Genomic DNA, 26,153 nt, shown 5'->3' on the forward strand with positions numbered 1-26,153 from the left:
GGTGCCGGTGGAGCCGTCGTGCGGTGGCTCAGCCCGCCGAGGCCGGGACCGGGACGATCTCCGAGCGCTGGCCGGGGGCGCCGAGGAGGTGCAGGACGAGCGCCTCCTTGCCGCCCGCGCCGAGCAGGTCGATCGTCGCGCCGTCGGTGTCGGCGAACACGGGACCGGCGGTGGCGACCGCCGGGGTGCCCGCGTCGAACGCCACGGGGCGGGTCGTGTCGGCGAGCCCGCCGGTCGCGGCGTCGAACACGCCGGCCACGTAGGTGATCGGCGCGCTCGAGCCGTCGGTCGGCAGCCCGAGGGCGGCCTTCGAGACCGGCAGCAGCGCCACGTCGGTGTCGAACACGTTGGTGTCGCGGTCGGCCTCGTAGAAGTTCACCGGGCGCTGGTCCAGCGTGGCGCCCGTCCGCAGGTCGACCGTGACGGAGTAGAGGACGTCGGTGTCGGTGAAGAACTGCAGGTACGTCTCCACGTCGGCCGAGCCGTCACCGTCGATGTCGTAGTCGACGAACGGGATGTTGGCCCGCCCGACCGTCGCCCAGTCACCCCAGGTGTCGATGCCGAACCAGAGGTAGTCGTCGGTGGCACCGGCGCCCACGGCCTGGAGGTCCATGCCGCGGTCGGAGCCCTGGTCGACGCAGCCGACGACCTGCGTGCCCGTGCACAGCGGCATCTGGCCGCTGCGCGCGCCGAGCTCGAGGACCGACACCATCGAGCGGTGGCCGCTGACGCCGTTGCCGCCCTGGGCCACGCCCGCGCCGTCGAGCACGAGCTGGTCGTTCGTGACGGTGGAGGTGGTCGTCGAGTTCGGACGGGCGACACCGTGGACCGGCACCCGCAGCGCCGGGTTGTTGCCCGACTTGATCGTCACGCGACCCGAGGCGGCGGTGACGAACTGGCGGGGCACGCCCAGCTGCTCGGTGGCCATGGTCGGGTCGATGACGCGCGCCAGGCGGCGCGGGTAGACGGTCATCGTCAGCGTCACCGAGCGCTGCGAGCGGGCCGGCACCGTCAGGCTGCTGGCCGACAGGGAGTAGCCGACGCCCGGCTGGGTCGTGGCCGCCTGGTAGCCGAGCTGGTAGGTGACCGCGCGGCTCGCGTCGTTGCGGACGGTGATCGTCTTCTGGCGCGTGAGCTTCTCGGTGGTGATCGGCGCGTTGACGATGCCGAAGGTGGCCGAGACCGGGTTGTCGTTGCCGTTGGTCCACGCCAGCGTCGAGGTGCCCGCCGCGTACCGCGCGTCGATGCGACCGGCGCCGACCCGGGCCGGGCCGTAGCGGTCGCCCGAGCGGCTGGCACCCTCGAACAGGTCGTTGGTCGCCGTGTTCATCACGGCGGCCTTCACCTCGAGCGGGGAGTACGACGGGTGCTGGGCCAGCACGAGCGCCGCGACGCCCGCGGTGACCGGGGCGGCCATCGAGGTGCCCGACATGGTGGCGATGCCGTTGCCGCTGCCGACCGCCGCCGAGCTGATCGTGTCGCCGGGGGCGGCGACGTCGGGCTTCACGCCGCTGTAGGTGCCGTGGCCGCCGCGCGAGGTGAACCCGGAGACCGTGTCGACGATGGCCTCGTCGTACGTCGCCACGCTCTGCGCCAGGGAGCCGTCGAACTGCACCGCGAGCGTGCCGGCCTCGGCGGCCGGGCGGAGCCGGTCGGTGTCGTTGCCCGTCAGCTGGATGACGGGGATCTGGGCGTCGCCGAGGATGCCCGCGCCGAAGACGTCGAGCTCGCTGGTGAAGATCGCCCCGATCGCGCCCGCCTCGCGGGCGTTGGCTGACCGGACGCCGGACCCGCAGCGACGCGTGGCGTCGTTGTCGTCCCACTCGAGCCACGCGACCTTGCCGGCCACGCGGGCGGCGTCGGTGGCGCTGAACGGCTGGCAGCCGTCGGCGTTGGCGCCGGGCACGGTCGCGACCGTGCCGGCCACGGGGTCGCTGGTGGCGAAGGGGTAGGCGGTCGAGAACTGGCCGGCGGCGGTGCCCGCGACCTCGCTCGGCGCCGTCACGCGGATGGCGTCGCGCCGCTGCATGGCGTCCACGCTGCTGGCGACCGCGAGCGAGCTGGTCGCGCTGCCGGGGGAGCCGCCGGCGTCCGTGATGTCACCCTCGTTGCCGTTGGAGGCGACGGTGAGCACGCCGTGGCGCGTCAGGGCGTCGACGACCTCGTTCTGCGGGTCGTCGGAGGGCACGTAGGCGGAGCCCAGCGACATGTTGACCACGTCGAGGCGGTCGGAGAAGTCACCGTCGCCGTTGGGGTCGAGCGACCAGTCGAGGGCCGCGATGACCTGGTCCGTGCTGCCCTCGCAGCCGAAGACGCGCAGGGCGAAGATCTCGGCCTGGGGCGCCATGCCCGGACCGATCTTGAGACCGCGCAGGGTGTTGGGGCCGACCGTGGCGTAGTCGCCCGCGAACGTCGAGCCGTCGGGCATCACGCCGTAGCCCGCCGCGCTGCCGGCCACGTGGGAGCCGTGGCCCTGGCAGTCGAGCGGGTTCGGGTCGGGGGAGGGCACCGGGTTGTACGACTCGGCGGTGTCGTCGGCGTTGTAGTCGTCGCCGACGAAGTCGTAGCCGCCGACGACCTTGGCGCGGCCGGCGGCCGGCAGCGCCTGGAGCCAGCCGTCCTCCGTCGAGGTCGCCTGCGCGGCCTCGAAGGCCTCGACCGTGCCGGGACCGCCGAAGGTGGCGTGGGTGTAGTCGACACCGGTGTCGATGACGCCGATGCGCACGCCGTCGCCGGTGTTGCCGTTGTAGGACCAGACTTGGTTGGCGCGCACGAGGCCCGCGGCGCTCGAGTTGTCGAGGGTCCGCTCGGTGATGCGCGAGACCTTGACGACGCCCGGCTGGGTGGCGAGGGCACGGATCGCGGCGGTGTTGGCGCTGATCGCGACACCCGGGACCGCGTTGGCCACCGTGTAGAGCTCGGCGGCGCCCGAGTCCTTCGCACGGGCCGCCGCGACGATGCGGTCGGCGGTGCCCTGCACCTGGGCGCGGCGGTCGGTGGCCCGGCGCCTGGCCGTCGAGGCCGACCCCTGGGCGGCGGCGTCGGCGGCACCTGCACCGCTGACCTGGACGAAGACGCTCTGCCGGGCCTCGGTGTCGAGGTCGACACCGGGGGCGATGGGAGCCCGGGCGACGGACGGCGGGGTCGTCTGGGGGATCGGCAGGGGCTCGGCGCCCGGGTCGCCCGGAGCGGCGGAGCTGGGCGCGACGGAGAGCATCGTCGCGCCGAGGGTGAGTGCGGCCAGGCCGGCCCACCGTCGAGGAGTAGTGAACACCCGAGATCTCGCTTTCGATTGTCGCCGGCGGCCGCGTTCCCGAAATTCCCGCGGCCGGAAGAACTCCGGCGTCCGCGCACTGTATGCCGAAGCACCGACGGCGCCCAGCGTCCCGGAGAGGATTTCTCCGAACCGTGACCGGACGGTGGCCGGGGGCTCGTCAGCGTCGGCGCCCGGTGCTGGGATGGGGCCATGACCCCGACGACGCTCACGCCCGAGCAGGTTCTCGCCGCCGACCTCGCCGACTGGCGGTTCCTGCTGGGCCGCCTGCACGCCCGCTTCACCTTCGACGACTACGCGGTGGGCCTGGCCCTGGTCGCGGCCGTCGGCGCCCACGCCGCCGAGGTGGACCACCACCCCGACCTCGACCTGCGGCACGGCGCGCTGCGGGTGGTCACGAGCAGCCACGACGCCGACGGGGTCACCGAGCGCGACGTCGCCCTGGCCCGCCGCGTCAGCGAGCTGGCGGCCGAGCTCGGCGCGCGCCCGGAGCCGACGACGGTGCAGCAGCTGGAGATCGCCCTCGACACCCCCGACCTCTCCCGCGTCAAGCCGTTCTGGCGGGCGGTGCTGGGACTGGCCGACCGGCCGGGCTCGCCCGACGAGGTGCGCGACGAGGTCAACGTCCTGCCGGCCCTGTGGTTCCAGGAGTGCGACCCGCCCGCGCCGGGGGAGGCGGAGGGCCGGATGCGGTTCCACCTCGACATCACGGTGCCCCACGACGTGGCCGAGCAGCGCGTCGCGGCAGCCCTGGCCGCGGGCGGCACCCTCGTCAGCGACGCCGCGGCCCGCGCCTTCTGGGTCCTCGCCGACGCGGAGGGCAACAAGGCCTGCGTGTGCACGTGGCAGGACCGCTGAGGTAGCCCGCTGCGTGTCGACATGTGGGACCGACGTACCAGCATGTGGAACGCGTGGCAGACTGGGTTGACGTCGTCGGTCCCCGGCGGCGACCGTAGGGCGCATGCGCACTGTCCTTCTCGTACGCACGCGACGCGTGAGCTGAGGCCCCGAGCCCCACGTTCCCGCGTCATCCCCTCGTTGCCGTCAGGCCGAGGGGTTTTTTGTTGGCCCGACACCGGTGCCGGAGACTTGGACGGTCACCGGTCCGGGCCGGCGAGCAGGACCCGCACGACAGCACACCAGTGCTCCCGCGACGACGCGGGGGCTGACGAGGAAGTTCGAGGCTGATGACTGAGCACCCCGAGGCGACCGGCCCGTCCGTGACCGGGGCACAGAGCCTGGTGAAGTCCCTGGAGAACGCCGGGGTCGACACGATCTTCGGCATCCCGGGCGGCGCCATCCTCCCGGCGTACGACCCGCTGATGGACTCCACCCGCATCCGCCACATCCTCGTGCGCCACGAGCAGGCGGGCGGCCACGCCGCGCAGGGGTACGCCGCCGCGACCGGCAGGGTGGGCGTCTGCATGGCCACCTCCGGCCCGGGCGCGACGAACCTCGTCACGCCGCTGGCCGACGCCCACATGGACTCGGTGCCGATGGTGGCGGTGACCGGCCAGGTCGGCGCGGCGATGATCGGCACGGACGCCTTCCAGGAGGCGGACATCCGCGGCATCACGATGCCGGTGACGAAGCACAACTTCCTCGTCACCGACCCCGCCGAGATCCCGGTGAAGATCGCCGAGGCGTTCCACATCGCCTCGACGGGTCGCCCCGGTCCCGTGCTGGTGGACATCGCGAAGTCGGCGCTGCAGGCCGCCACGACCTTCGACTGGCCCACCGACATCAACCTGCCGGGCTACCGCCCCGTCACGCGCCCGCACACCAAGCAGATCCGCGAGGCCGTCAAGCTCATCCTCGAGGCCCGCCGCCCGGTGCTCTACGTCGGCGGCGGCGTCATCCGCTCCGGCGCGTCGCGCGAGCTGCTGCGCCTGGCCGAGTTCACCGGCATGCCGGTCGTCACGACCCTGATGGCGCTGGGCGCGTTCCCCGACAGCCACCCGCAGCACCTGGGCATGCCCGGCATGCACGGCACGGTCGCGGCCGTCGCGGGCCTGCAGAAGAGCGACCTCATCATCAGCCTGGGCGCCCGCTTCGACGACCGCGTCACCGGCAACCTCGACTCGTTCGCCCCGAACGCGCTCGTGGTGCACGCCGACATCGACCCGGCCGAGATCGGCAAGAACCGCCACGCCGACGTGCCGATCGTGGGCGACGCCCGCGAGGTCATCAGCGAGCTGACGGCGCTGCTCGTCTCCCAGGCCGACGCCGGCCACACGGGCGACTACGAGGGCTGGGTCGAGTTCCTCGCCGGCGTGAAGAAGCGCTACCCGCTGGGGTACGACGCGCCCGCCGACGGCTCGCTCGCCCCGCAGCACGTGATCGAGCGGCTGAGCGCGATCGCCGGTCCGGAGGCCATCTACTGCTCGGGCGTCGGCCAGCACCAGATGTGGGCCGCGCACTTCGTGAAGTACGAGAACCCGCGCACGTGGATCAACTCCGGCGGCCTCGGCACGATGGGCTTCTCGGTGCCCTCCGCCATGGGGGCCAAGGTCGGGCGCCCCGACACCACGGTGTGGTCGATCGACGGCGACGGCTGCTTCCAGATGACCAACCAGGAGCTGGCGACCTGCGCGATCGAGGGCATCCCGATCAAGGTGGCGCTCATCAACAACGAGTCGCTCGGCATGGTGCGGCAGTGGCAGACGCTCTTCTACAACGAGCGCTACTCCAACACCGACCTGCACTCCAAGCGCATCCCCGACTTCGTGCGGCTGGCGGAGGCGTACGGCTGCGTCGGCCTGTCCTGCGAGACCCCCGGCGACGTCGACTCGGTCATCGAGAAGGCCATGTCGATCGACGACGTGCCCGTCGTGGTGGACTTCCGGGTGCACCGCGACGCGATGGTGTGGCCGATGGTTGCCGCCGGCACGAGCAACGACGAGATCAAGTACGCGCGCGACCTCGCGCCCACCTTCGACGAGGACGAACTGGTATGAGCACGAGCACCAAGCACACCCTGTCGGTGCTGGTCGAGGACAAGCCCGGCGTCCTGGCCCGCATCGCGGGCCTGTTCAGCCGCCGCGGCTTCAACATCGACAGCCTCGCGGTCGGCCCGACCGAGCACCCGGACGTCTCGCGCATGACGATCGTCGTGGACGTGGAGTCCTCGCCGATGGAGCAGGTCGTCAAGCAGCTCAACAAGCTGGTCGAGGTCATCAAGATCGTCGAGCTCGACCCGACCGCCTCGGTCGCGCGCGAGCTCGTCATGGTCAAGGTGCGCGCCGACTCCGAGACGCGCGGGCAGGTGCTCGACACCGTCCAGCTCTTCCGGGCCAAGGTCATCGACGTCGCCCCCGACGCCGTGACCATCCAGATCGCCGGCAACGCCGGCAAGATCGCGGACTTCCTGCGGGTGCTCGAGCCCTTCGGCATCCGCGAGCTCGTGCAGTCGGGCATGGTCGCCATCGGCCGCGGGTCGCGCTCCATCACGGAGCGCACCGTGCGACCGGTGCCGGTCCCCGTGCCCACCGCGCCCCCCGCACCGACGGCACCCGCACCGACGGCACCCGCCGTCGCGGGCTGAGCACCGCCGTACCCCCTCTAGAAGACAACGACGAAGGAGAAGCCCGACGTGGCTGAGATGTACTACGACGACGACGCCGACCTGTCCCTGATCCAGGGCAAGAACGTGGCGGTCATCGGTTACGGCAGCCAGGGCCACGCCCACGCGCTGAACCTGCGCGACTCGGGTGTCGACGTCCGCGTCGGCCTGCCCGAGGGCTCGAAGAGCCGGGCGAAGGCGGAGGAGGAGGGCCTGCGCGTCCTCACCCCGGCCGAGGCCGTGGAGGAGGCCGACGTCATCGTCGTCCTCGCGCCCGACCAGGTGCAGCGCCACCTCTACACGGAGTCGATCGAGCCGCACATCGCGGAGGGCGACACCCTCGTCTTCGGCCACGGCTTCAACATCCGCTTCGGCTACATCACCCCGCCGGCCGGCGTCGACGTGGTCCTCGTGGCCCCGAAGGCCCCGGGCCACACGGTGCGCCGCGAGTACGTCGCGGGCCGCGGCATCCCCGACATCATCGCGGTCGAGCAGGACGCCAGCGGCACCGCGTGGGACCTCGCGAAGTCCTACGCCAAGGCCATCGGCGGCACCCGCGCGGGCGTCATCAAGACGACCTTCACCGAGGAGACCGAGACCGACCTGTTCGGTGAGCAGGCCGTGCTCTGCGGCGGCGTGTCCCACCTCGTGCAGGCCGGCTTCGAGACGCTGACCGAGGCGGGCTACCAGCCCGAGATCGCCTACTTCGAGGTGCTCCACGAGCTCAAGCTGATCGTCGACCTCATGTTCGAGGGCGGCATCGCCAAGCAGCGCTGGAGCGTCTCCGACACGGCCGAGTACGGCGACTACGTCTCGGGCCCGCGCGTCGTCGACGCGAGCGTGAAGGAGCGGATGCAGGCGGTGCTGGCCGACATCCAGGACGGCACCTTCGCCAAGCGCTTCATCGACGACCAGGACAAGGGCGGCGTGGAGTTCACCGAGCTGCGCGCGAAGGAGGCCGGCCACCCGATCGAGGCGACCGGCAAGGAGTTGCGCTCGCACTTCTCGTGGCAGCAGACCGACGCCGACTACACCGAGGGCTCGGCCGCGCGCTGACCCCCGGCCCCGGCCGCACCACGACGAACGCCTCCGTCCCCCTCGCGGGGGGCGGAGGCGTTCGCCGTCAGGGGCCGGTCGGCTGCCGCGGCCCGGTCGGGCTCACTTCACCTCGGAGCGGCGCAGCATCCAGAGCCCGACGAGGAGCGGCAGCACCAGCCACGGCAGCGACGAGACCCCGATCTGGGCCCACTCCTCGCCCCCGGGCCAGCCCTCGAAGAGGCTGCTCTGCGCGAAGTTGAAGTCGAGCCAGGGCTGCAGGTCGGCCCACCAGTCCTGGAACGCGGCGAGCGTCATCGACAGCGTGGGCACGACGAACGAGTAGACGAAGTAGCCCACGATCGCCGCCGGCGAGCTGCGCAGCAGCACGCCCAGCATGAACCCGATCGCCATGCCGAGCAGGTTGGCGATCACGATGCCGACCAGGGTGCTCACCGAGGAGTCCCACACCGGGTCGGTGCCGGCGAGCGCCGAGCCGACCACGGTGCCCAGCGCCCCGACGACCATCGCCACGAGCATCGAGACCACGCCGACGACCGCGGCGACGGCCGCCTTCGCGGCGATCACCCGGCCCCGCGCCGGCACCATGGTGAAGGTGCCCAGGCCGCTGCGCTGGCTCCACTCGCTGGTCACCGAGAGGATCGCGAGCACGGGCAGCACGATGGCCATCGGCATGCCGATGGCGCTCGCGAACGTCTCGTAGGTGAGCGCCTCGTCCGGGGCGAACAGCACCACGGCGACGCTGGCCACGACGGCCAGCACGAGGACGCTGACGCACAGCCAGAGGCCGGCCCGGGTGTCGAACGTCTTGCGGGCTTCCACACCGACGAGCCGGGCGAACGACGGGCGTCGCAGGTCGGGGCGGGGGGTGCGGACCGCCGTACCGGCGACGGGGCTGCTCCCCGGGGCGACCGGGCCGGCCGGGCCGGCCGTGCCCGCCGTGCCCGCCGGCGGAGTGACGAGCGCGCTCATGCCGCTGCCCCTGCCGTCCGCAGCGGGGCGGGGGTCTCGCGCTGGGTGTCGGCGGTCAGCTCGAGGAACATCTCCTCGAGACCGGCGCCGTCGGCGGCACGCAGGCCCGCGAGCGGTACGCCGGCGGCGTGCGCCACCCGGCCCACCTCCCGGGGCTGGGCCTCGACGGAGAGCGCGCCGTCGTGCGTGCGGGTCACGGTGATCCCGGCGGCGCCGAGGGCGCGCACCAGGGCGGCGCCGTCGGTGGGCTCCGCGGGCACGACGACCGTGCCGGCGGAGGCCAGCAGCTCGGCCTTCGTGCCCTGCGCGACGATGCGACCGCGGCCGATGACGACCAGGTCGTCGGCGACGACCTCGATCTCGCCGAGCAGGTGGGAGGAGAGCAGCACGGTCCCGCCGCGCTGGGCGAAGCCGCGCAGCAGGTCGCGCATCCAGCGGATGCCGGCCGGGTCGAGGCCGTTGGCGGGCTCGTCGAGCACCAGCACGTCGGGGTCCCCGACGAGGGCGACCGCGATGCCGAGGCGCTGGCGCATGCCGAGCGAGTAGTTGCGCACCCGGCGCTCCGCCTCGGTGGGGGTGAGGGAGACGAGGTCGAGCATCTCGTCGACCCGGGTGCGGGGGAGCCCGGCGGTCTGCGCGGCGATCGCCAGGATCTCCCGGCCGGTGCGGCCCGCGTGCTGGGCGGAGGCGTCGAGGAGCACGCCGACCTCGCGGGGCGGGTTGGGCAGGTCCGTGAACCGCGCCCCGCAGACGGTGGCGCTCCCGGCCGACGGCGGCGTGAGGCCGACCATCATCCGCATGGTCGTGGACTTGCCGGCGCCGTTGGGCCCCAGGAAGCCGGTGACCCGCCCGGGGCGGGCCGTGAAGGTCACGTCGTCGACGGCGCGGTGGGCGCCGTACGTCTTGGTCAGTCCGGTCACTTCGATCATGGTCCCGAGCCTCGCGGTGCGGCGGCCCCGGCGACATCGGGGGAAGTCCTGGCCCGACCCCGGCCCGACCCCGGGGTGGGTGGGGGACCGGGTGGGGGAATGGGCCGGGGGCTCCCGGGGTTGGTGGGGGCGTGCGCATCGAGATCTGGTCCGACGTCGTCTGTCCCTGGTGCTTCGTCGGCAAGCGCCGGCTGGAGAAGGCCCTGGCGGGCTTCGAGCACGCCGACGAGGTCGAGGTGGTCTACCGCTCCTTCGAGCTCGACCCCTCCGCCCCGCAGCACGGGCACGAGCTGACGACCGCGGTGCTGGCCCGCAAGTACGGGCGCGGCGAGGCCGAGATGCGCCAGATGCAGGAGCAGCTCGTCGAGGTCGCGGCCCAGGAGGGCCTCGAGATGCGGCTGTTCGAGAACGTGCACACCCGCACCGTCGACGCCCACCGCCTCCTCCACCTCGCGCTCGAGACCGGCGGCCCGGCGCTGCAGCGCGAGCTCAAGGAGGCGCTGCTCGCGGCGTACTTCCTGCGGGCCGAGGACGTCGGCGACCACGAGGTCCTGCGCACCGCCGCCGTGGGTGCCGGGCTCGACGCCGCGCGCGTCGACGAGGTGCTCGCCGGTGACGCGTACGCCGAGGCGGTCGCCGCCGACGTCGCCCAGGCGCGGGCGTACGGCGCGACCGGGGTGCCCTTCTTCGTGGTCGACGCCAGGTACGGCGTCTCGGGCGCCCAGCCCACCGAGGTCTTCGACCAGCTGCTGCGCCAGGCGTGGGCCGAGTCGCACCCCACGCTCGTGCAGGTGGGCGGCGACGCCGAGGCCTGCGGGCCCGACGGGTGCGCCGTCCCCGGCGCATGATCCCCCTCCCCACGGCCTGACGCCAGCGCGTCGACCGCGTCCTGTGGACGGCCCGGTGGCTGTCCACAGGCGCCGTCGCGCGCGCTTCCGCCGGCCCCTCTCCTCGGTGAACCTGGTGGTGGCCGGACGGGGGTCCGGCACCGGCGGGAGCCGGGAGGCGAAGGGGGAACCATGAGCGCGGGAGAGAGCGTCCCCACGGGGGCGGAGGAGGCCCGGGCGGCGATCGCCGCCGTGCTGGCCGACGCGGACGAGCAGGTGCGCCGGGCGGAGTCGTACGTCGCGGCCGTCGAGGGCCTGCGGGTGCGCGGGCGTGACCGCAGCGGTGCGGTGGTGGAGCTCGACCACGGGGGCGGCCTGGTGGACGTCGTCGTGGAGGAGCACGTGGCCCGTGCGGGCGCGGAGCCGGTACGGCGCGCCGTGCTCGCCGCCGTCGCCGACGCGCGGGGCCGGCTGCCCGAGCGGCTGACCGCGATCGCGGCGGAGGCGTTCGGCCCGGACGCCGCCACGACGGCGCACGTGCGCGAGCACGCCGAGCAGGTGTTCGGAGCTCGGCGCGCGCCGCGGTTCGCGGCGGCCGCGGGTGCTGCGGACGGGGTGCTCCGGTGAGCGCCCGGCTGAGCGCGGACGTCGACGACCTGCGCCAGCACGCGGGTCGGGTCGACGCGCTCGTCGCCCGGCCGCGTTCCGCCGAGGCGGCGGCGCGGAGCGTCTCGGCGCCGAGCGACGCGTTCGGTGCGCTGTGCGGGTTCGTCGGGGCTGCCCTCACCCCGTTCCAGGCCGCGGGCGTGCGGGCCTGCCGCGCCGCCGGCGAGGCGCTCGAGGGCGCGGCGGCCGACGTGCGGACCTGCGCCGACGAGCTGGTGGCCACCGACGTGGTCGCCTCCGCCGCCGCGGACGCGGTGGCGGAGCGGGTGGATGCGGTGACCACCGTCGCGCGGTGGGCGCCCGGGGCGGTCGTCGACGTGGCGTCGGGGCTCCTGGGCGAGCTCGCGACGGACGCGGTCGGTGACTGGGTGGCGCGCCTCGACGGGCGGGGGCTGCTGCCGAGCGCGGGCACGCCCGCGTGGGCGGGAGCGCTGCGGTGAGCGGGGAGGGGGCCGAGGGGTCGCCGTACCTGGTCGCCGAGGGCGACAGCAGCACGTGGCACACGGGCGGCGCCGTGGCCGACACGCTCACCTCGGCCGGCGAGGCGCTCGGCCGCGGCGACTGGCTCGAGGGCGGCCTGCTGACGCTGTGCGGCGTCGCGGAGGTCGACGAGCTGCTGACGAACCCGTTCCAGAGCCTCCTGGCGGCGGGCATCGGCTGGGTGATGGAGAAGTTCCGCCCGCTCCACGAGCTGCTCGACGCCGTCGCCGGCAACCCCGACGAGGTGCTCTCGTTCGCCGAGACGTGGTCCGCGGTCGCAGCCGGTCTCGCGGAGACGGCGGACGAGTACCGGGCGGAGGTCGCGGTCACCACGGCCGCCTGGGAGGGCGCCAGCTCGGACGCCTACCTCGCCTGGGCGACGACCCGGAGCCTGGCGGTGGACGCGTGCGCCGCCGCGGCGACGGGCGTCTCCGGTGCCGTGCGCCTCGCCTCGTCCCTCGTCGCCGGGGTCCGCCAGCTGGTGCGCGAGACCATCGCGGGGGTCGTGGCCTGGCTCATGCAGTGGTCGGCCGTGCTGGTGTCGGGCATCGGCACCGGGCCGATCCTCTCGCGGCTCGCCTTCCGCGTCCGCGCCGAGGCGCACGAGCTGGGCGCGACCGTGCGGCGCGTGGTCAGCTCGGTCGAGGACCTGTCCGCACGCCTCGCGCAGTGCACCGACGACGTCGAGCGCACCGTGACGTTCCTGCGGGCGACGGCCCGCACGGCCGCCGCCGTCCCCGGGATGGTGACCGCGCCCGCGGGCGCCAGGCAGACGGTGCTGGCGGGGGGAGTGCGCCACAGCGCGACGTACGACGACGTGTGAGCCCGCCGGTGCGGTCCACCCGCCCGCCGGTGGATGTGCCGCCCGGGGCCGCGAGGGCGCACCCTGGGACGGTGACCACGCTCGTCGACCTCGGCCCCGTCGCGCAGCTGCGCGCCGGGCGGCTGCCCCGTCGCCTCGCCCAGATGACGGTGGGCCTGACGTTCTACGGCGTCTCCCTCGGCATGCTCGTGGCGGGGGCGCTCGGCACGGCGCCGTGGGACGTGCTCCACACGGGCATCGCCACGCACGTGCCGCTCACGCTCGGGCAGGTGCTGATGCTCGCCAGCATCGTGGTGCTGATGGCGTTCTGGCCGCTGCGGGAGGTGCCCGGCGTCGCGACGCTGGCCAACCCCGTGATCATCGGCCTCAGCGCCGACGCGACCATCTGGCTCCTGGTCGGCGTCATCGACGTGGACGCGGCTGCCGGGGACGGTGCGCTCGGGTGGGCGGTCCGCGCCGGGCTGATGGTCGGCGGCGTCGTGCTCTGCGGCTTCGCGTCCGCGCTCTACATCGGGGCGCAGCTCGGCCGCGGCCCGCGCGACGGGCTGATGACGGGCCTGTCGCGGCGCACGGGCTGGTCGCTGCGGGCGGTGCGGACCGGCATCGAGGTCACCGTGGTGCTCGCCGGCCTGGCCCTCGGAGGTGCCGCGGGCGTCGGCACGGTCGTCTACGCCCTGGCCATCGGGCCCCTGACGCAGGCGATGCTGCCGCGGTGGACGGTCCGGCTGCCGGGCGCGCCGGTGGACCCGCCGGCCGTGGAGGCGGGCGCCGGCGCCGGGTAGCTCGGCGTCGGTGGCTCGGCGCCGGTGGGTCAGCGCCGGGTGGCGATGACCGCGGAGGCGTCGGGCGCGACCATGACCTCGACCGCCGTGAAGCGCTCGTCGGTCAGCCACTGCTCCCGCAGGGTGTCGACGCGGCCGTAGGTGATCGGCGGCCACTGCTCGCAGGGCACGAAGTCGTCGAGCACGACGACGCCGCCCGGCTCGACGAGGTCGGCGATCTTGTCGACGGCGACCGAGGTCGGGTCGCCGGAGTCGAGGAAGAGCAGCGAGAAGGGGCCCTTGTCCCCGAGCGTCGACCAGTCGGCGGCGAGCACCTCCACCTGCGGGTCGTCGACGAAGATCTCCGCCGCGGCGCCGGCCAGGCGCTCGTCGAGCTCGGCGGTCAGGATGTGCGCGTCGCCGCGCAGCCCGCTGCGCAGCCACGCCGTACCGACGCCGCACCCGGTGCCGAACTCCGCCATCACGCCCCCGCGGGTGGCGGCCAGCGCCGCCAGCAGCCGTCCGGTCTCGTTGCGGCAGAAGGACACGTAGCCGGCGCGGCGGGAGACGTCGAACGCGCGGGAGACGATCTCGGGCAGGTCGGGGGGCGCGCTCACGCCCCCGAGTCTGCCATCTGCGGACGGGTGTCTCGGATCGTGAGCCAGTTCACCGGACCTGCTGCGCGGAGCGGGGAGCGGGAGTAGCGTCCCGTTCACCATGCGGAGCGTGATCGTACTTATCGAGTGCCGCGGCGAGGCCCACTGAAGGTGAGGCCACCTCGCCGCGGTGTTCGGCGTTGGTACGTCGCCTGGCCCCACCGGATCCCCGCATCCGCCCCTCGCTCCCACCCCTGAGCGCCGGACCGGTGCGGGTACGACGCCCCGTGGCGGCCCGCAGGTGACTCCCGCGTGATCCGCAGCCCCGCCTGGTCCACTCCTGGTCATCCCCAGGGTCGACAGTCCCGTCACGGGGCGTCGCGCCGGCACGACCGGCACGCCGCAAGCCCGTCACCCCCTGTCACGACTCGTCACACGACACCCCAGGAGCCAGCGATGTACGACATGTATCCCGAGTGGGGACCCGCCAGCCACGACCCCCGCAACCCCCACAGCCACGAGGCCGTCCAGGTCGCGCTCGACTCCCGAGACACCCGCGGCGAGCGCCCCGACGACAACTAGGCTCGCCGGTCATGACCGACTCCTCCACGACCAGCCCGACCTCGGGCTCGCTGCGGCTCGCCGTCATCCCCGGCGACGGCATCGGGCAGGAGGTGACGGCCGAGGCGCTCAAGGTGCTCGAGGTCGCCGCCCCCGCGGGTGTGAAGTTCGAGCCCACCCGCTACGACCTGGGTGCGGAGCGCTACCTCGCGACCGGTGAGGTGCTCCCGGACTCGGTGCTGGAGGAGGTCCGCTCCCACGACGCGATCCTGCTCGGTGCGGTCGGCGGCAAGCCCGGCGACCCGAACCTGCCGCCCGGCATCCTCGAGCGCGGCCTCCTGCTGCGCCTGCGCTTCGAGCTCGACCACTACGTGAACCTGCGCCCGTCCCGGATCTTCCCCGGCGTCACCTCGCCGCTGGCCGACCCGGGCGACGTCGACTTCGTCGTCGTGCGCGAGGGCACCGAGGGCCCCTACACGGGCAACGGCGGTGCGCTGCGCGTCGGCACGCCGGCCGAGCTGGCCACCGAGGTCTCGATCACCACGGCCTTCGGCGTGGAGCGCGTCGTCCGCGACGCCTTCTCCCGCGCCCAGCGCCGGCCCCGCAAGGAGCTGACGCTCATCCACAAGACGAACGTCCTCACGTACGGCGGAGCCGTGTGGAGCCGCCTGGTGAAGGAGGTCGGCGCGGAGTTCCCCGAGGTCACCGTCGACTACCTGCACATCGACGCCGCCACCATCTTCATGACGACCGACCCGTCGCGCTTCGACGTGATCGTCACCGACAACCTCTTCGGCGACATCATCACGGACCTCGCCGCCGCCATCACCGGCGGCATCGGCCTGGCCGCGTCCGGCAACGTGAACCCGGACCGCACCACGCCGTCCATGTTCGAGCCCGTGCACGGCTCCGCGCCCGACATCGCGGGCCAGCAGAAGGCCGACCCGACCGCCGCGATCCTCTCCGCGGCGCTGCTGCTCGACCACCTCGGGCACGCGGACGCCGCGCGGACCATCGAGGACGCGGTCATCGCCGACCTCGCCGGCCGCGCTGGCGGGGAGGCCCGCCGTACCCCCGAGGTGGGCGACGCCATCGCCGCCCGCGTAGCCGGGTGAGCCCCGCTCCCTGACCACCTCGTCGCGACGCCGGGCACGCCACGTGCCCGGCGTCGTCGTATTTCCCGGGACGGTGGGCCGACGCCGGCCGCCCGACCCCGCCACCCGCCCGCCCCCACCCCGACAGGTCGACTAACGTGCCCTCCATGCAGATCAGCACCACCCCGAACCCGAGCCCCGTCGACGACGCGCGGCTCGCCGAGATCCTGGCCGCGCCGGGCTTCGGCACCCACTTCACCGACCACATGCTGACGGTCGAGTGGACGCCGGAGGAGGGGTGGCACGACGCGCGCGTGACGCCGTACGGGCCGCTCGTGCTCGACCCGGCGACCGCGGTCCTGCACTACGCGCAGGAGATCTTCGAGGGCATGAAGGCCTACCGCCACGCCGACGGCTCGGTGTGGACGTTCCGGCCCGAGGCCAACGCGGAGCGCATGGAGCGCTCGGCGCGCCGCCTGGCGCTGCCCGTGCTCCCGCCGGCGGACTTCGTCGAGACCGTCGACGAGCTCGTGCGCACCGACGCCCGCTGGGTGCCGGACGGGGAGGGGGAGAAGAGCCTCTACCTGCGCCCCTTCATGTTCGCCTCGGAGAAGTTCCTCGGGGTCCGGCCGGCGCAGCACGTGACCTACATGGTCATCGCCTCGCCCGCCGGCGCCTACTTCAAGGGCGGTGTGCGCCCCGTGAGCCTGTGGCTGACGGAGGAGTACACGCGCGCCGGGCGCGGCGGCATGGGCGCGGCGAAGACGGGCGGCAACTACGCCAGCTCGCTCGTCGCCCAGCAGGAGGCCTCGGCCCACGGCTGCGACCAGGTCGTCTTCCTCGACGCCCAGGAGGGGCGCTACGTCGAGGAGCTCGGCGGCATGAACATGTACTTCGTGCACGCCGACGGCCGCATCTCGACGCCGGAGACCGGCACGATCCTCGAGGGCATCACGCGCTCCTCGATCATCGAGCTCGCCGGCAAGCTGGGCCACGAGGTCGACGAGCGGAAGTTCACCATCGACGAGTGGCGCGACGGCGTCACCAGCGGCGACATCGTCGAGGTCTTCGCCTGCGGCACGGCCGCCGTCGTCACCCCCGTCGGCGCGCTGAAGTGGGCGGGCGGCCAGGTGCCCTCGCCGACCGGTGACGACGAAGGTGGCCCCGTCACGACCACGATCCGCCAGGCCCTGGTCGACATCCAGTACGGCCGCGCCGACGACACGTTCGGCTGGATGCACCGGGTGCTCTGAGGCGACCGCGTCCCGGCCCGGTCACTTGCGGTTGTAGAGCCGCATCGTGACCGGGCCGAACACGGCGACGAACCCCGCGCTCACCGCGGCGACGGCGAGCAGCTCACCGGCGTCGGGCGTGCCCGCGCACAGCGAGCGGACGCAGTCGACGACCAGGGTGATCGGGTTGACCTCGACGAACGCCTCGAGCCAGCCCGGCATGGTCGAGGGGTCGACGTACGTGCTCGACAGGAACGTCAGCGGCATCAGCACCATCATGCTGACGCCCATCACCGACTTCTCCGAGCGCAGCAGCAGGCCGAACATCGTCCACACCCACGAGAACGCGAAGCAGAAGACCAGCAGCACGGCGACGCCGGCCGCGACCCCGGGGAGCCCGCCCGCGGGCCGGAAGCCGAGCACGAGGCCCATCGTCACGATGACGACGGCCGCGATCAGGTAGCGGAACAGGTCGCCCAGCAGGTAGCCGACCATCGGCGCCGGCCGCCAGATGGGCAGCGTGCGGAAGCGGTCGAACACGCCCTTCCCGATGTCGGTGTTGAGCGAGACGCCGGTGTACATCGTGATCATCGCGATGCTCGAGACGAGGATGCCGGGCAGGAAGAACTGCAGGTACGCCGTCGTGGAGCCCGCCAGGGCGCCCCCGAAGAGGTACGTGAACATCAGGGTCATCATGATCGGGAACAGCGTCACGTCGAAGAGCTGCTCCGGCACGTGCTTGATCTTCAGCACCGCGCGCCACCCGAAGGTCACCGACGCCGACCAGGCGGTCGGCCGCGACGGCGGCGGCTCGGCGAGCAGGATGCGCGCGATGTCGGCCGTGGCGGGCGCGTCGCCGGCCGGCGGGCCCGCGGGAGCGGTGGGGGACGTCGCGTCGACGGTGCTCATGCCGCGCTCTCCTCGGAGTCGGTGCCGGTGGTGGCGGTGGTGGCGGGGCGGTCGGTGAGCGCGAGGAAGACCTCGTCGAGGCTGGGCTGGCCGAGCGAGAAGGTGTCGACGACGATCCCGGCGTCCGCCAGGGCCCGCAGCGCGGCGGCGGACCGGTCGGCGGCGACCGCGGTGGCCGCGCCGGCGGCCCCGGTGGCGTCACCGGGCTCGATGCGCACCGACAGCGCGACGGGGTCGTTCTCCCGGTGCGGATCGGAGCCGAGGATCGGGGCCAGCAGCGTGGCGGCCTCCTCGCGCCGGTCGGCGTCGCGCAGCCGGACGTGCACGGAGCCCAGCCCGACGGACGCCTTGAGGTCGCCCTTCGTGCCCTCCGCGACGACGCGCCCCCGGTCGATGACGGCGATGCGGGAGGCGAGCTGGTCGGCCTCGTCGAGGTACTGCGTGGTGAGCAGGACAGTGGTGCCCTGCGCGACGACGGCCCGCACGATGTCCCACACCTGGTTGCGGCTGCGCGGGTCGAGGCCGGTGGTGGGCTCGTCGAGGAACAGCAGCCGCGGCGTCGACAGCAGGCTGGCGGCGATGTCGAGGCGGCGCCGCATCCCGCCGGAGTAGCCCTTCGCCTGCCGGCCCGCGGCCTCCGCGAGGCCGAAGGCGTCGAGCAGGTCCGCGGCGCGCGAGCGGGCCCGGGCCTTCGGGTGGCCGAGCAGCCGGCCCAGCAGCACCAGGTTCTCGGTGCCCGTCAGGTCCTCGTCGACCGAGGCGTACTGCCCCGTGAGGCTGATGAGCCCGCGCACCGCGTCGGGCTCGGCGGCGACGTCGTGGCCGAACACGCGGGCCTCGCCACCGTCGGGGCGCAGCAGGGTGGCCAGCAGCTTGACGGTCGTCGTCTTGCCGGCGCCGTTCGGGCCGAGCAGGCCGTAGACGGTGCCGGGCGCGACGCTCAGGTCGACGCCGTCGACCGCACGGTTGCTGCCGAACGTCTTCACGAGGCCACGGGCCTCGATCGCCGGCGGGGTGGAGGAGGTCACGACGGGTCCTTCCGGTCGGTCCACGAAGGGGTACGGCGGTGTCGACCCCCGCCGTGCCCCGAACTCATCGGTCGCGTCGGGCTCATCGGTCGCGGCGCCCCCGCCGCAGCTCGGTCCCCAGGGCGTCGAGGCGCTGCTCCCACGTGCCGCGGAACTGCTCGAGCCAGGCGTCGACCTCGCGCAGCCGGTCGGGGCGCAGGGCGTACAGCCGCCGCCGGCCCTCCGGGCGCACCTCGGCGAACCCCGCGTCGCGCAGCACGCGCAGCTGCATCGACACCGCCGGTTGGCCGATGCCGAACTCGTCGCCGACCACCCGGGCGAGGTCGCCGGCGGCGAGCTCGCCCTCCCGGAGCAGCTCGAGGATGCGGCGTCGGACGGGATCGCCGAGGACGTCGAAGGCGTGCACTCAGTCCCCGGTGCCGTCCGTGCCGTCCGTGCCGTCCGTGCCGTCGGCGCCGGCGGGCTCCTCGCCCGTGTAGAACGCGGCGGTCCGCGCGGCGGCGGCACGCGCCTGGCCGGGCTCCTCGCCGTACGCGACCGCGGCCTCGCCCCACGCCGTCGCGGAGCCGCCCATCATGGCGCGGCCCTCGGGCGACGCGCCCCAGGCGGGGTCGGCCTCGGGGGGCCGCTCGGGGGCGCCGGGGAGCAGGTGCAGGGCGAGGCCCATGAGGCCGAGCTCCCAGCCGACACCGGTGGCGCCCGGGCCGAACCGGTCCCAGAACTCCTTCTCGACCGGCGCGCTGTGGTCGAGGCGCAGCGCGGTGCCGCCCGCGGTCGGGGTGAGGACGACGTCCACCCAGCCGATGCCCCCGCCGAACTCCCAGGTCACGGCCAGGTGGCGGGGCTCGTCGCAGGTCAGGACCTCGCCGCCGGCGTTGCCCTCGAGCTGGTAGCGGCCGCCGAGGCGCAGGTCGCCGGAGACCGGCATGAACCACCGCGGGAGGCGCTCGGCGGAGGTCAGGCAGTCCCAGACCTCGGCGGGGTCGGCGTCGTAGGTGCGCTCGACGGTGAGGACGCGCACGGGGACGCCGTCGCGCTCGCCGTCGGCGACGGCGCGGCTGACGGCGCCGAGGTGGTCGGCAGGGGTGAGGGCCACGGGAGCCTCCGGGGGTCGGGATCGGGACGGCCACAACGTATCAGCAGTGATTGATAGATGACACCCGTTGACGGGCCCCGGGCCCCCTCGGGAGGGTGACGCCGTGCCCCACCCGATCCAGTTCGACGACGACGACCCCTGGCTCGCGCGGCTGCGGGCGCTCGCCCTGGCCTACCCGCAGGCCGAGGAGGTGGTCTCCCACGGGCGCCCGACCTTCCGGGTGGGCAAGATCTTCTGCCTCTTCGGGTCGGAGGCGAAGCTGCCCGACGGCACCCGCGAGCCCCGCCCGGCCGCCGTCGTGGTGAAGGTCGACCCCGCCGAGCTGCCCGCCCTCGACGAGGACCCCCGCTTCTTCCTGCCCCGCTACTGGGCCTCCTTCGGCTGGCGGGGCCTCGACCTCGACGCGGCCGACGTGGACGGGGCCGAGGTGGCCGAGCTCGTGGACGCCTCCTACCGGCTCGTCGCGCCCCGCCGCGCCCTGGCGGCGCTCGACGAGCGGGGGCCGGTCTCGGGGACGGTTCGGGGTCCGGTCTCGGGGACCGACCGGGGTGCGGCGCGCGCCGCGACGAGGTGTCGGCCCGGCTCGGCGGGGTAGCCTCGCAGCCGTGTCGACGGCCCCCCGGCCGGGGCCGTCCGCCCCGGAGCACCACCGTCCCCCGCCCGGTCTCCGCGTGGGGGACTACCGCCTGCTCGCCCGCATCGGGGAGGGCGGCATGGGTGTCGTGCACCTTGCCCGCAAGCCCGGCGGCGAGCGCGTCGCGCTGAAGGTGCTGCGCCCCCACGTCGTCGGGGACGACGAGGCCCGCGCCCGCCTGGCCCGCGAGGTCAACTCCCTGAGCCGCATCCGCTCGAGCCGCGTCGCCGAGATCCTCGACGCCGACCCGTGGGCGGAGATCCCGTACGTCGCGACCCGCTACGTGCCGGGCCTGAGCCTGCACGACCACGTCCGCGAGGAGGGCCCGGTCCCCGCCGCCGACCTGGCGCACTTCGCGAGCGAGCTGTGCGCCGCCCTCGACGCCGTGCACCGGGTGGGCGTGCTGCACCGCGACGTGAAGCCGTCCAACGTGCTGATGGAGGGGCGCAACCCGATCCTCATCGACTTCGGCCTCGCCCGCGTCGCCGACGACCCGCGGCTGACCCACACCGGCTGGCTGCTCGGCACGCCCGGCTACCTCGCGCCCGAGATCCTCGTGGGGGAGGACGCGACGCCCGCCGCGGACGTGCACTCCCTCGCCGCCACCATCGCGTTCGGCGGCCTCGGCCGGGCCCCGTTCGGCCGGGGCCCGGCGATGGCGGTCATGGACCGGGTGCGCCGCGGCGAGCACGACCTCGAGGGCCTCCCGACCGGCATCCGCGCCGCCCTCGAGCGCGCGCTCGAGCCCGACCCGGAGCGCCGCCCCTCGCTGGCCGAGCTGCGCGCCTGGATCGACCCCGCGGCCCTCGAGTCCGCCACGCGCTCCCGCATGCCCGCCGTCGTGGGTCCCGCCGCCCCGACCGCGGTCGCGCCCGCGTCGACGATGCCCGTGACCAGCGCCCCGCCCGGGTCGACGGCGCCGCCGTCGGCGCCCGCAGGCCGCCCGCTCCCGCCCGTCGAGGCCCGCACGAAGGTGCTGCCCGACGAGCCGCCCGGGGGTGCCGTCGACCCGCACGCCGCGACCGTCGGGCTCACCGCGGCCGAACCGCTCGACCCCGCCCGCGCCGACCCGGCGAGCCTGATGCCGGCGGAGCGCGCGCCGTACCAGCAGCCGCCGCCCCCGCCGCCCGGCTCCCGGCCGCCGTTCGCGCAGCCGATGCGTCCGCACCCGGGCCTGCACCCCGGCCCGCGCCAGCACCCCGGCCAGCACCCCGGCCAGCACCCCGGCCAGCACCCCGGCCAGCAGCGTCCGCCGTACCCCCCGCAGCAGCTGGTCGAGCCCGAGGTCCGGCCCCGCCGCTCGGCGGGGGCGCGCCTGCGCTCCGCCGTCCTGCTGGTGCTGCTGGGCTGCGTCGTCGCGGCGTGCGCGGGCCTGGCGCCCTGGCCCACGCTCGGCGGCGTGGCCGTCGGCACGTGGCTGCTGCGCGCGGGCTCGCTGTCGGCCAGCGCGGGCCGCGACCGGCGTGCCCGCCGGGGAGCCCGGTGGAGCGACGGCCCGCGCGCGGTCGTCGCGTTCCCGTGGCACGCCCTGGTCTCGCTGCTCGGCTCGTCGCTGCTGCTGCTGTGGGCGCTCCTGCTGGCCGCCTGCGCGGGCCTCGTCGCGTGGGCGGTGGGCACGTCGCAGCCGGTCGGCCTGGCCGTCGCCGGCGGCGTGCTCGCCGTGGGGGTGTGGACGGGGCCGGGCGGCTCGCGGGTGCGGGGGCCGGTGGCCGCCGCCGCGCGTCCGGTCGCCGACGTCGTGCTGGCCTGGGTGGTCACCGCGCTGCTGCTGGGCGCGCTGGTCGCGGGCCTCGGCACCCTCGTGCAGCAGGAGGGCGCCCGGTGGGCGGCGGACTCGCCGTCGGCCGTGTGGTCCGACCTGCTCGACGCCGTGCTGCCGGGGCGCTGACCCGACCACCTGGCGGGAGGCTCTCGCCGGGTCCGGCGATCCGTGCCACACTCCCGGGGTGGCCACGCCGACGATCGTCATTACCTAGCGCGCCCCGGACCACCGGGCGCGCCGACCTCTCCTGACCCGAGAGGTTTTTTTGTGCCCTCAGCCCGGTCGTCCGTGTCGCGCGCCCCGGTCCGCCGCACTCCCGCCGTACCCCCGAAGGACGCACCATGACCACCGCCCCCAGCACCGCCCCCAGCGCCTCCCCGCTCGACCTCCAGGGCGCCTTCCACGTCTACGACACGACCCTGCGCGACGGCGCGCAGCAGGAGGGGCTCAACCTCTCCGTCGCGGACAAGCTCGCGATCGCGCGGCTGCTCGACGAGCTGGGGGTGGGGTACGTCGAGGGCGGGTGGCCGGGCGCGAACCCGAAGGACACCGAGTTCTTCCGCCGGGCCCGCACCGAGCTGGACCTGACCCGTGCGCGGCTGGCGGCGTTCGGCTCCACCCGGCGCCCGGGCACGGCGGCCGCCGACGACCCGCTGGTCGCCGCGCTGCGCGACTCCGGCGCCCGCACCGCGTGCCTCGTCGCGAAGTCCCACGACCGCCACGTCGAGCTCGCGCTGCGCACGACGCTGGCCGAGAACCTGGCGATGGTGCGCGACACCGTCTCCCACCTGCGCGGGGAGGGCCTGGAGGTCTTCGTCGACGCCGAGCACTTCTTCGACGGGTTCCGCGCCAACCGGTCCTACGCGCTCGACGTGCTGGGCGCGGCGTACGAGGCCGGCGCCGAGCTGGTCGCCCTGTGCGACACCAACGGCGGCATGCTGCCCCGCTGGGTCGGCGAGGTGGTCGCCGACGTCGTCGCCACGACGGGCGGGCGGGTCGGCATCCACGCCCACAACGACACCGGCTGTGCCGTCGCCAACTCGGTGGCGGCCGTCGAGGCGGGGGCGACCCACGTGCAGGGCTGCCTCAACGGGTACGGCGAGCGCACCGGCAACGCCGACCTCGTCGCCGTGGTCGCGGCGCTGGAGCTGAAGCTCGGCCGGCCGGTGCTGCCGCCGGGCTCGCTCGCCGAGGCCACCCGCATCGCCCACGCCGTCGCGGAGGTCACCAACTTCCCGCCCGCGTCGCGGCAGCCGTACGTCGGCACGTCGGCCTTCGCGCACAAGGCCGGCCTGCACGCCAGCGCGATCAAGGTCGACCCCGACCTCTACCAGCACATGGACCCGGCGGGCGTCGGCAACGACATGCGCCTGCTCGTCTCCGACATGGCGGGCCGCGCCACCGTCGAGCTCAAGGGCCGCGAGCTGGGCTACGACCTGTCGGTCGACAGCCCGGAGGGCAAGGAGCTGGTCACGCGGATCACCGAGCGGGTGAAGGTGCTGGAGGCCCGCGGGCACACCTTCGAGGCCGCCGACGCCTCCTTCGAGCTGATGCTCGTGGAGGAGGTGACGGGCACCCGCCCGGCGTACGTCGACGTCGAGTCGTGGCGCGTCATCACCGAGAGCCGCTCGGGGGGCGAGGCGCTGTCGGAGGCCACCGTGAAGCTGCACGCCGGCGGCACCCGGATCGTCGTGACGGGGGAGGGCAACGGCCCGGTCAACGCGCTCGACCAGGCGCTGCGCGCCGCCATCGGGCAGGTCTACCCGGAGGTCGCGAAGTTCCAGCTCATCGACTACAAGGTCCGCATCCTCGATCAGGGCCACGGCACCGACGCGATCACCCGCGTGCTCATCGAGACCAGCGACGGCGAGTCGTCGTGGGTCACGGTCGGGGTGGGGGCCAACGTGGTCGAGGCGTCGTGGGGCGCGCTGCTGGACGGCGTCACCTTCGGGCTGCACCGGCGCGGCGCGTGAGCGGGCCGGCGGGCCGCTGCGCGGGGCGTCCGGGGCCGACTGGCAGGATGAGCGCATGACCCTCTTCGGTGCCCACGAACCCGAGCGCGAGCCCTCGTCCGGCGTCTTCGGCGTCGACGCGCAGGCGGCGCCGGGGTGGTTGTCGCAGGAGGCGCTGGCGGAGTCGCGCGGGCGCGTGCCGATCCTCTACGTCGAGGCCGTCCCGGTGCGGGTCGACCACCTCGGGCAGGTCGAGCGCCTCGGCGTGCTGCTGCGCGGCTCGGTCGACGGCCGCATGACCCGCAGCCTCGTCTCGGGCCGCGTGCTGCTGGGGGAGTCGGTGCGCCGCGCGCTGCTGCGCAACCTGGAGAAGGACCTCGGCCCCGCCGCCTTCCCGCAGCTGCCGGCGAACCCGGTGCCGTTCACGGTGGCGGAGTACCTGCCGCTGCCCGGCGTCACCCCGCTGCACGACCCGCGCCAGCACGCGGTCGCGCTGGTGTACGTCGTGCCCGTGACGGGTGACTGCCAGCCGCGCCAGGACGCCCTCGAGCTCACGTGGCTCACGCCGGCCGAGGCGCTCGAGCCGGAGGTGCTCGCCGACATGGAGGGCGGCCGGGGGCTGCTCGTCAAGCAGGCGCTGGCCCACCTCGGGGCGCTCCCGGCCTGACCACGCGGCGGGCCAGGTCGGTCCACGCGGCGGCCAGGCGCTCCACGGGGAGGCCCTGCACCTCGACCTGCGCGCGCAGCACCGGGACCTCGAGCGGCGCCAGGAGCGCCGACGCGAGGAGCGGCAGGTCGCCCGTGACGCCGATCTCGGCCAGCAGGTAGCGCACGTGCAGCACCCCGAACGAGTACGCCGCGAGCGAGCGGCCGTGGGGAGCCGCGGCCGCCTCGAGCAGGGCGCCGTGCAGCAGGTTCTGCCGCAGCCGCTCGGGGCCGAAGGCCAGCAGGCGCTCCAGCGGCTCCGCCCCCGGGCCGAGCGGCGGCGGGCCGCTGATGACGCGCTCCTGGAAGTCGGTCTCGGCCCCGTCGAGGACGGCCGCCATGAGGCCGGCCCGGCTGCCGAAGCGCCGGAAGATCGTGCCCTTGCCCACGCACGCCTCGGCGGCGACCCGGTCCATCGTCACCGCGTCGGCGCCCAGGTCGCCCACCAGCCGCGCGGCCGCGCACAGCACGGCGTCGCGGTTGCGGGCCGCGTCGGCGCGCACGCGCGGGGCATCCGCCATGGGCAGCGGGACGGGGGACGAGGTCGGCGTCACGGGGACGAGGGTAGACGATCACGCCAGAAACGGACTATGGTCCGGGAATGGAATCGGACCGAGGTCCGTTTCGTGTCGTGACTGACGACCACCCCGACCTTCTCGGAGGAGAACCCATGACCAGCACCGCCCCCGCCACCCCGATCCGCGTCGCCGCCCTCGTCGGCAGCGTCCGCGCCGGCTCCGTCAACCGCCGCCTGGCCGAGCTGCTCCGCGACCGCGCCCCCGAGGGCGTCGAGGTCCAGATCGTCGAGGGCCTGGGCGACCTGCCGTTCTACGACGACGACGTCGACGCCGCCGGCGCCCCCGCCGCCGTCGAGCGCGTGCGCGAGGCGATCGCCGCCGCCGACCGCGTCCTGTTCGTCACCCCCGAGTACAACGGCCGCATGCCGGCCGTGCTCGCCAACGTCATCGACTGGGGCTCGCGCCCCTACGCGGCCGGCGCGCTCAAGGGCAAGCCCGTCGCCGTCGTCGGCGCCTCCTTCGGCCGCTTCGGCGGTGTGTGGGCCCACGACGAGGCCCGCAAGTCCGTCGGCATCGCCGGCGGCGTCGCCCTCGAGAAGGGGCTGTCCGCCACGCCGACCTCGCCGGACCTCAGCGGCGACGAGCAGCTCGTGAGCGACGCGCTCGCCGTGCTGACCGAGCTCGTGGCCCACGAGGGCGAGACCGTCGCGGCCTGA

26 protein-coding genes are annotated in these 26,153 nt (G+C 74.6%); 17 read left to right on the plus strand and 9 right to left on the minus strand.

The window, feature by feature from the left end; translation table 11 throughout:
* Window positions 1-28: 28 nt before the first annotated feature.
* Window positions 29-3,217, minus strand: a complete 3,189-nt coding sequence (locus tag ACOACO_RS07085) for a S8 family serine peptidase (RefSeq protein WP_420295534.1) — start codon at window positions 3,215-3,217, stop codon at window positions 29-31.
* A 249-nt stretch (window positions 3,218-3,466) separates the two neighbouring features.
* Between ACOACO_RS07085 and ACOACO_RS07090 the strand changes: the two genes are divergently transcribed.
* The 4 genes from ACOACO_RS07090 to ilvC all read left to right on the plus strand — a co-directional run bounded on the left by ACOACO_RS07090 (window position 3,467) and on the right by ilvC (window position 7,892).
* Complete coding sequence (locus ACOACO_RS07090) at window positions 3,467-4,132, plus strand: VOC family protein (protein ID WP_420295535.1); 666 nt, start codon at window positions 3,467-3,469, stop codon at window positions 4,130-4,132.
* Between the two features lie 329 nt (window positions 4,133-4,461).
* Window positions 4,462-6,231 (plus strand): acetolactate synthase large subunit, encoded by a 1,770-nt coding sequence (locus ACOACO_RS07095; protein ID WP_420295536.1) that lies wholly within the window; start codon window positions 4,462-4,464, stop codon window positions 6,229-6,231.
* Window positions 6,228-6,818, plus strand: a complete 591-nt coding sequence (gene ilvN / locus ACOACO_RS07100) for an acetolactate synthase small subunit (protein ID WP_420295537.1) — start codon at window positions 6,228-6,230, stop codon at window positions 6,816-6,818. The genes ACOACO_RS07095 and ilvN overlap by 4 nt, the downstream gene beginning before the upstream one ends.
* A gap of 48 nt (window positions 6,819-6,866) precedes the next feature.
* Window positions 6,867-7,892 (plus strand): ketol-acid reductoisomerase, encoded by a 1,026-nt coding sequence (gene ilvC / locus ACOACO_RS07105; protein ID WP_420295538.1) that lies wholly within the window; start codon window positions 6,867-6,869, stop codon window positions 7,890-7,892.
* A gap of 102 nt (window positions 7,893-7,994) precedes the next feature.
* Here the strand turns inward: ilvC and ACOACO_RS07110 are convergent, their stop codons facing one another.
* Window positions 7,995-8,864, minus strand: a complete 870-nt coding sequence (locus ACOACO_RS07110; protein ID WP_420295539.1) for an ABC transporter permease — start codon at window positions 8,862-8,864, stop codon at window positions 7,995-7,997.
* Window positions 8,861-9,793: an ABC transporter ATP-binding protein gene (locus tag ACOACO_RS07115; RefSeq protein ID WP_420295540.1), complete on the minus strand. Its 933-nt coding sequence runs from the start codon at window positions 9,791-9,793 to the stop codon at window positions 8,861-8,863. Before ACOACO_RS07115 ends, ACOACO_RS07110 begins: the two co-directional genes overlap by 4 nt.
* A 131-nt stretch (window positions 9,794-9,924) precedes the next feature.
* On the opposite strand from ACOACO_RS07115, the gene ACOACO_RS07120 reads away from it, so the two are divergent.
* From ACOACO_RS07120 to ACOACO_RS07140, 5 genes are all read left to right on the plus strand, one after another.
* A complete protein-coding gene (locus tag ACOACO_RS07120; protein ID WP_420295541.1) occupies window positions 9,925-10,641 on the plus strand; it encodes a DsbA family oxidoreductase in 717 nt (238 codons plus the stop codon).
* 171 nt (window positions 10,642-10,812) lie between these two features.
* Complete coding sequence (locus tag ACOACO_RS07125) at window positions 10,813-11,247, plus strand: hypothetical protein (protein ID WP_420295542.1); 435 nt, start codon at window positions 10,813-10,815, stop codon at window positions 11,245-11,247.
* On the plus strand, window positions 11,244-11,726 hold the full coding sequence (locus ACOACO_RS07130; RefSeq protein WP_420295543.1) for a type VII secretion target: 483 nt from the start codon (window positions 11,244-11,246) through the stop codon (window positions 11,724-11,726). The genes ACOACO_RS07125 and ACOACO_RS07130 overlap by 4 nt, the downstream gene beginning before the upstream one ends.
* Window positions 11,723-12,589 carry a WXG100 family type VII secretion target gene (locus ACOACO_RS07135; protein WP_420295544.1) on the plus strand — a complete coding sequence of 289 codons (867 nt, stop codon included), beginning with the start codon at window positions 11,723-11,725 and terminating at the stop codon, window positions 12,587-12,589. Before ACOACO_RS07130 ends, ACOACO_RS07135 begins: the two co-directional genes overlap by 4 nt.
* 71 nt (window positions 12,590-12,660) lie before the next feature.
* Window positions 12,661-13,371: a YczE/YyaS/YitT family protein gene (locus ACOACO_RS07140; RefSeq protein WP_420295545.1), complete on the plus strand. Its 711-nt coding sequence runs from the start codon at window positions 12,661-12,663 to the stop codon at window positions 13,369-13,371.
* 29 nt (window positions 13,372-13,400) lie between these two features.
* On the opposite strand, the gene ACOACO_RS07145 is transcribed toward ACOACO_RS07140, so the two are convergent.
* Complete coding sequence (locus tag ACOACO_RS07145; protein WP_420295546.1) at window positions 13,401-13,967, minus strand: O-methyltransferase; 567 nt, start codon at window positions 13,965-13,967, stop codon at window positions 13,401-13,403.
* Between the two features lie 435 nt (window positions 13,968-14,402).
* On the opposite strand from ACOACO_RS07145, the gene ACOACO_RS07150 reads away from it, so the two are divergent.
* From ACOACO_RS07150 to ACOACO_RS07160, 3 genes are all read left to right on the plus strand, one after another.
* Window positions 14,403-14,528: a hypothetical protein gene (locus ACOACO_RS07150; protein WP_277499241.1), complete on the plus strand. Its 126-nt coding sequence runs from the start codon at window positions 14,403-14,405 to the stop codon at window positions 14,526-14,528.
* Window positions 14,529-14,539: 11 nt separating this feature from the next.
* Window positions 14,540-15,622: a 3-isopropylmalate dehydrogenase gene (locus ACOACO_RS07155; protein ID WP_420295547.1), complete on the plus strand. Its 1,083-nt coding sequence runs from the start codon at window positions 14,540-14,542 to the stop codon at window positions 15,620-15,622.
* A 146-nt stretch (window positions 15,623-15,768) separates the two neighbouring features.
* Window positions 15,769-16,854: a branched-chain amino acid aminotransferase gene (locus tag ACOACO_RS07160; protein ID WP_420295548.1), complete on the plus strand. Its 1,086-nt coding sequence runs from the start codon at window positions 15,769-15,771 to the stop codon at window positions 16,852-16,854.
* 21 nt (window positions 16,855-16,875) lie between these two features.
* Here ACOACO_RS07160 and ACOACO_RS07165 read toward each other — a convergent pair whose 3' ends face one another.
* The 4 genes from ACOACO_RS07165 to ACOACO_RS07180 form a co-directional block, all read right to left on the minus strand.
* A complete protein-coding gene (locus ACOACO_RS07165) occupies window positions 16,876-17,742 on the minus strand; it encodes an ABC transporter permease (RefSeq protein WP_420295549.1) in 867 nt (288 codons plus the stop codon).
* On the minus strand, window positions 17,739-18,770 hold the full coding sequence (locus ACOACO_RS07170; protein WP_420295550.1) for an ATP-binding cassette domain-containing protein: 1,032 nt from the start codon (window positions 18,768-18,770) through the stop codon (window positions 17,739-17,741). Before ACOACO_RS07170 ends, ACOACO_RS07165 begins: the two co-directional genes overlap by 4 nt.
* Window positions 18,771-18,852: 82 nt before the next feature.
* Window positions 18,853-19,176 carry an ArsR/SmtB family transcription factor gene (locus ACOACO_RS07175; protein ID WP_420295551.1) on the minus strand — a complete coding sequence of 108 codons (324 nt, stop codon included), beginning with the start codon at window positions 19,174-19,176 and terminating at the stop codon, window positions 18,853-18,855.
* Window positions 19,177-19,866, minus strand: a complete 690-nt coding sequence (locus ACOACO_RS07180) for an SRPBCC family protein (protein ID WP_420295552.1) — start codon at window positions 19,864-19,866, stop codon at window positions 19,177-19,179.
* Between the two features lie 103 nt (window positions 19,867-19,969).
* On the opposite strand from ACOACO_RS07180, the gene ACOACO_RS07185 reads away from it, so the two are divergent.
* The 4 genes from ACOACO_RS07185 (at window position 19,970) to ACOACO_RS07200 (ending at window position 24,881) form a co-directional block, all read left to right on the plus strand.
* Window positions 19,970-20,461, plus strand: coding sequence for an MmcQ/YjbR family DNA-binding protein (locus tag ACOACO_RS07185; RefSeq protein ID WP_420295553.1), 492 nt, complete (start codon window positions 19,970-19,972; stop codon window positions 20,459-20,461).
* A gap of 10 nt (window positions 20,462-20,471) precedes the next feature.
* Window positions 20,472-22,388 (plus strand): protein kinase domain-containing protein, encoded by a 1,917-nt coding sequence (locus ACOACO_RS07190; protein WP_420295554.1) that lies wholly within the window; start codon window positions 20,472-20,474, stop codon window positions 22,386-22,388.
* A 215-nt stretch (window positions 22,389-22,603) separates the two neighbouring features.
* A complete protein-coding gene (gene cimA, locus ACOACO_RS07195; RefSeq protein ID WP_420295555.1) occupies window positions 22,604-24,235 on the plus strand; it encodes a citramalate synthase in 1,632 nt (543 codons plus the stop codon).
* 55 nt (window positions 24,236-24,290) lie between these two features.
* Window positions 24,291-24,881: an NUDIX hydrolase family protein gene (locus ACOACO_RS07200; protein WP_420295556.1), complete on the plus strand. Its 591-nt coding sequence runs from the start codon at window positions 24,291-24,293 to the stop codon at window positions 24,879-24,881.
* Here ACOACO_RS07200 and ACOACO_RS07205 read toward each other — a convergent pair.
* Window positions 24,841-25,473: a TetR/AcrR family transcriptional regulator gene (locus tag ACOACO_RS07205; RefSeq protein ID WP_420295557.1), complete on the minus strand. Its 633-nt coding sequence runs from the start codon at window positions 25,471-25,473 to the stop codon at window positions 24,841-24,843. The two genes, ACOACO_RS07200 and ACOACO_RS07205, sit on opposite strands and share 41 nt — an antisense overlap.
* A gap of 116 nt (window positions 25,474-25,589) precedes the next feature.
* Between ACOACO_RS07205 and ACOACO_RS07210 the strand changes: the two genes are divergently transcribed.
* Complete coding sequence (locus ACOACO_RS07210) at window positions 25,590-26,153, plus strand: NADPH-dependent FMN reductase (RefSeq protein ID WP_420295558.1); 564 nt, start codon at window positions 25,590-25,592, stop codon at window positions 26,151-26,153.

The sequence above is a fragment of the Nocardioides sp. CPCC 205120 genome (assembly GCF_048654585.1).
In the GTDB taxonomy this organism is placed as follows: domain Bacteria; phylum Actinomycetota; class Actinomycetes; order Propionibacteriales; family Nocardioidaceae; genus Nocardioides.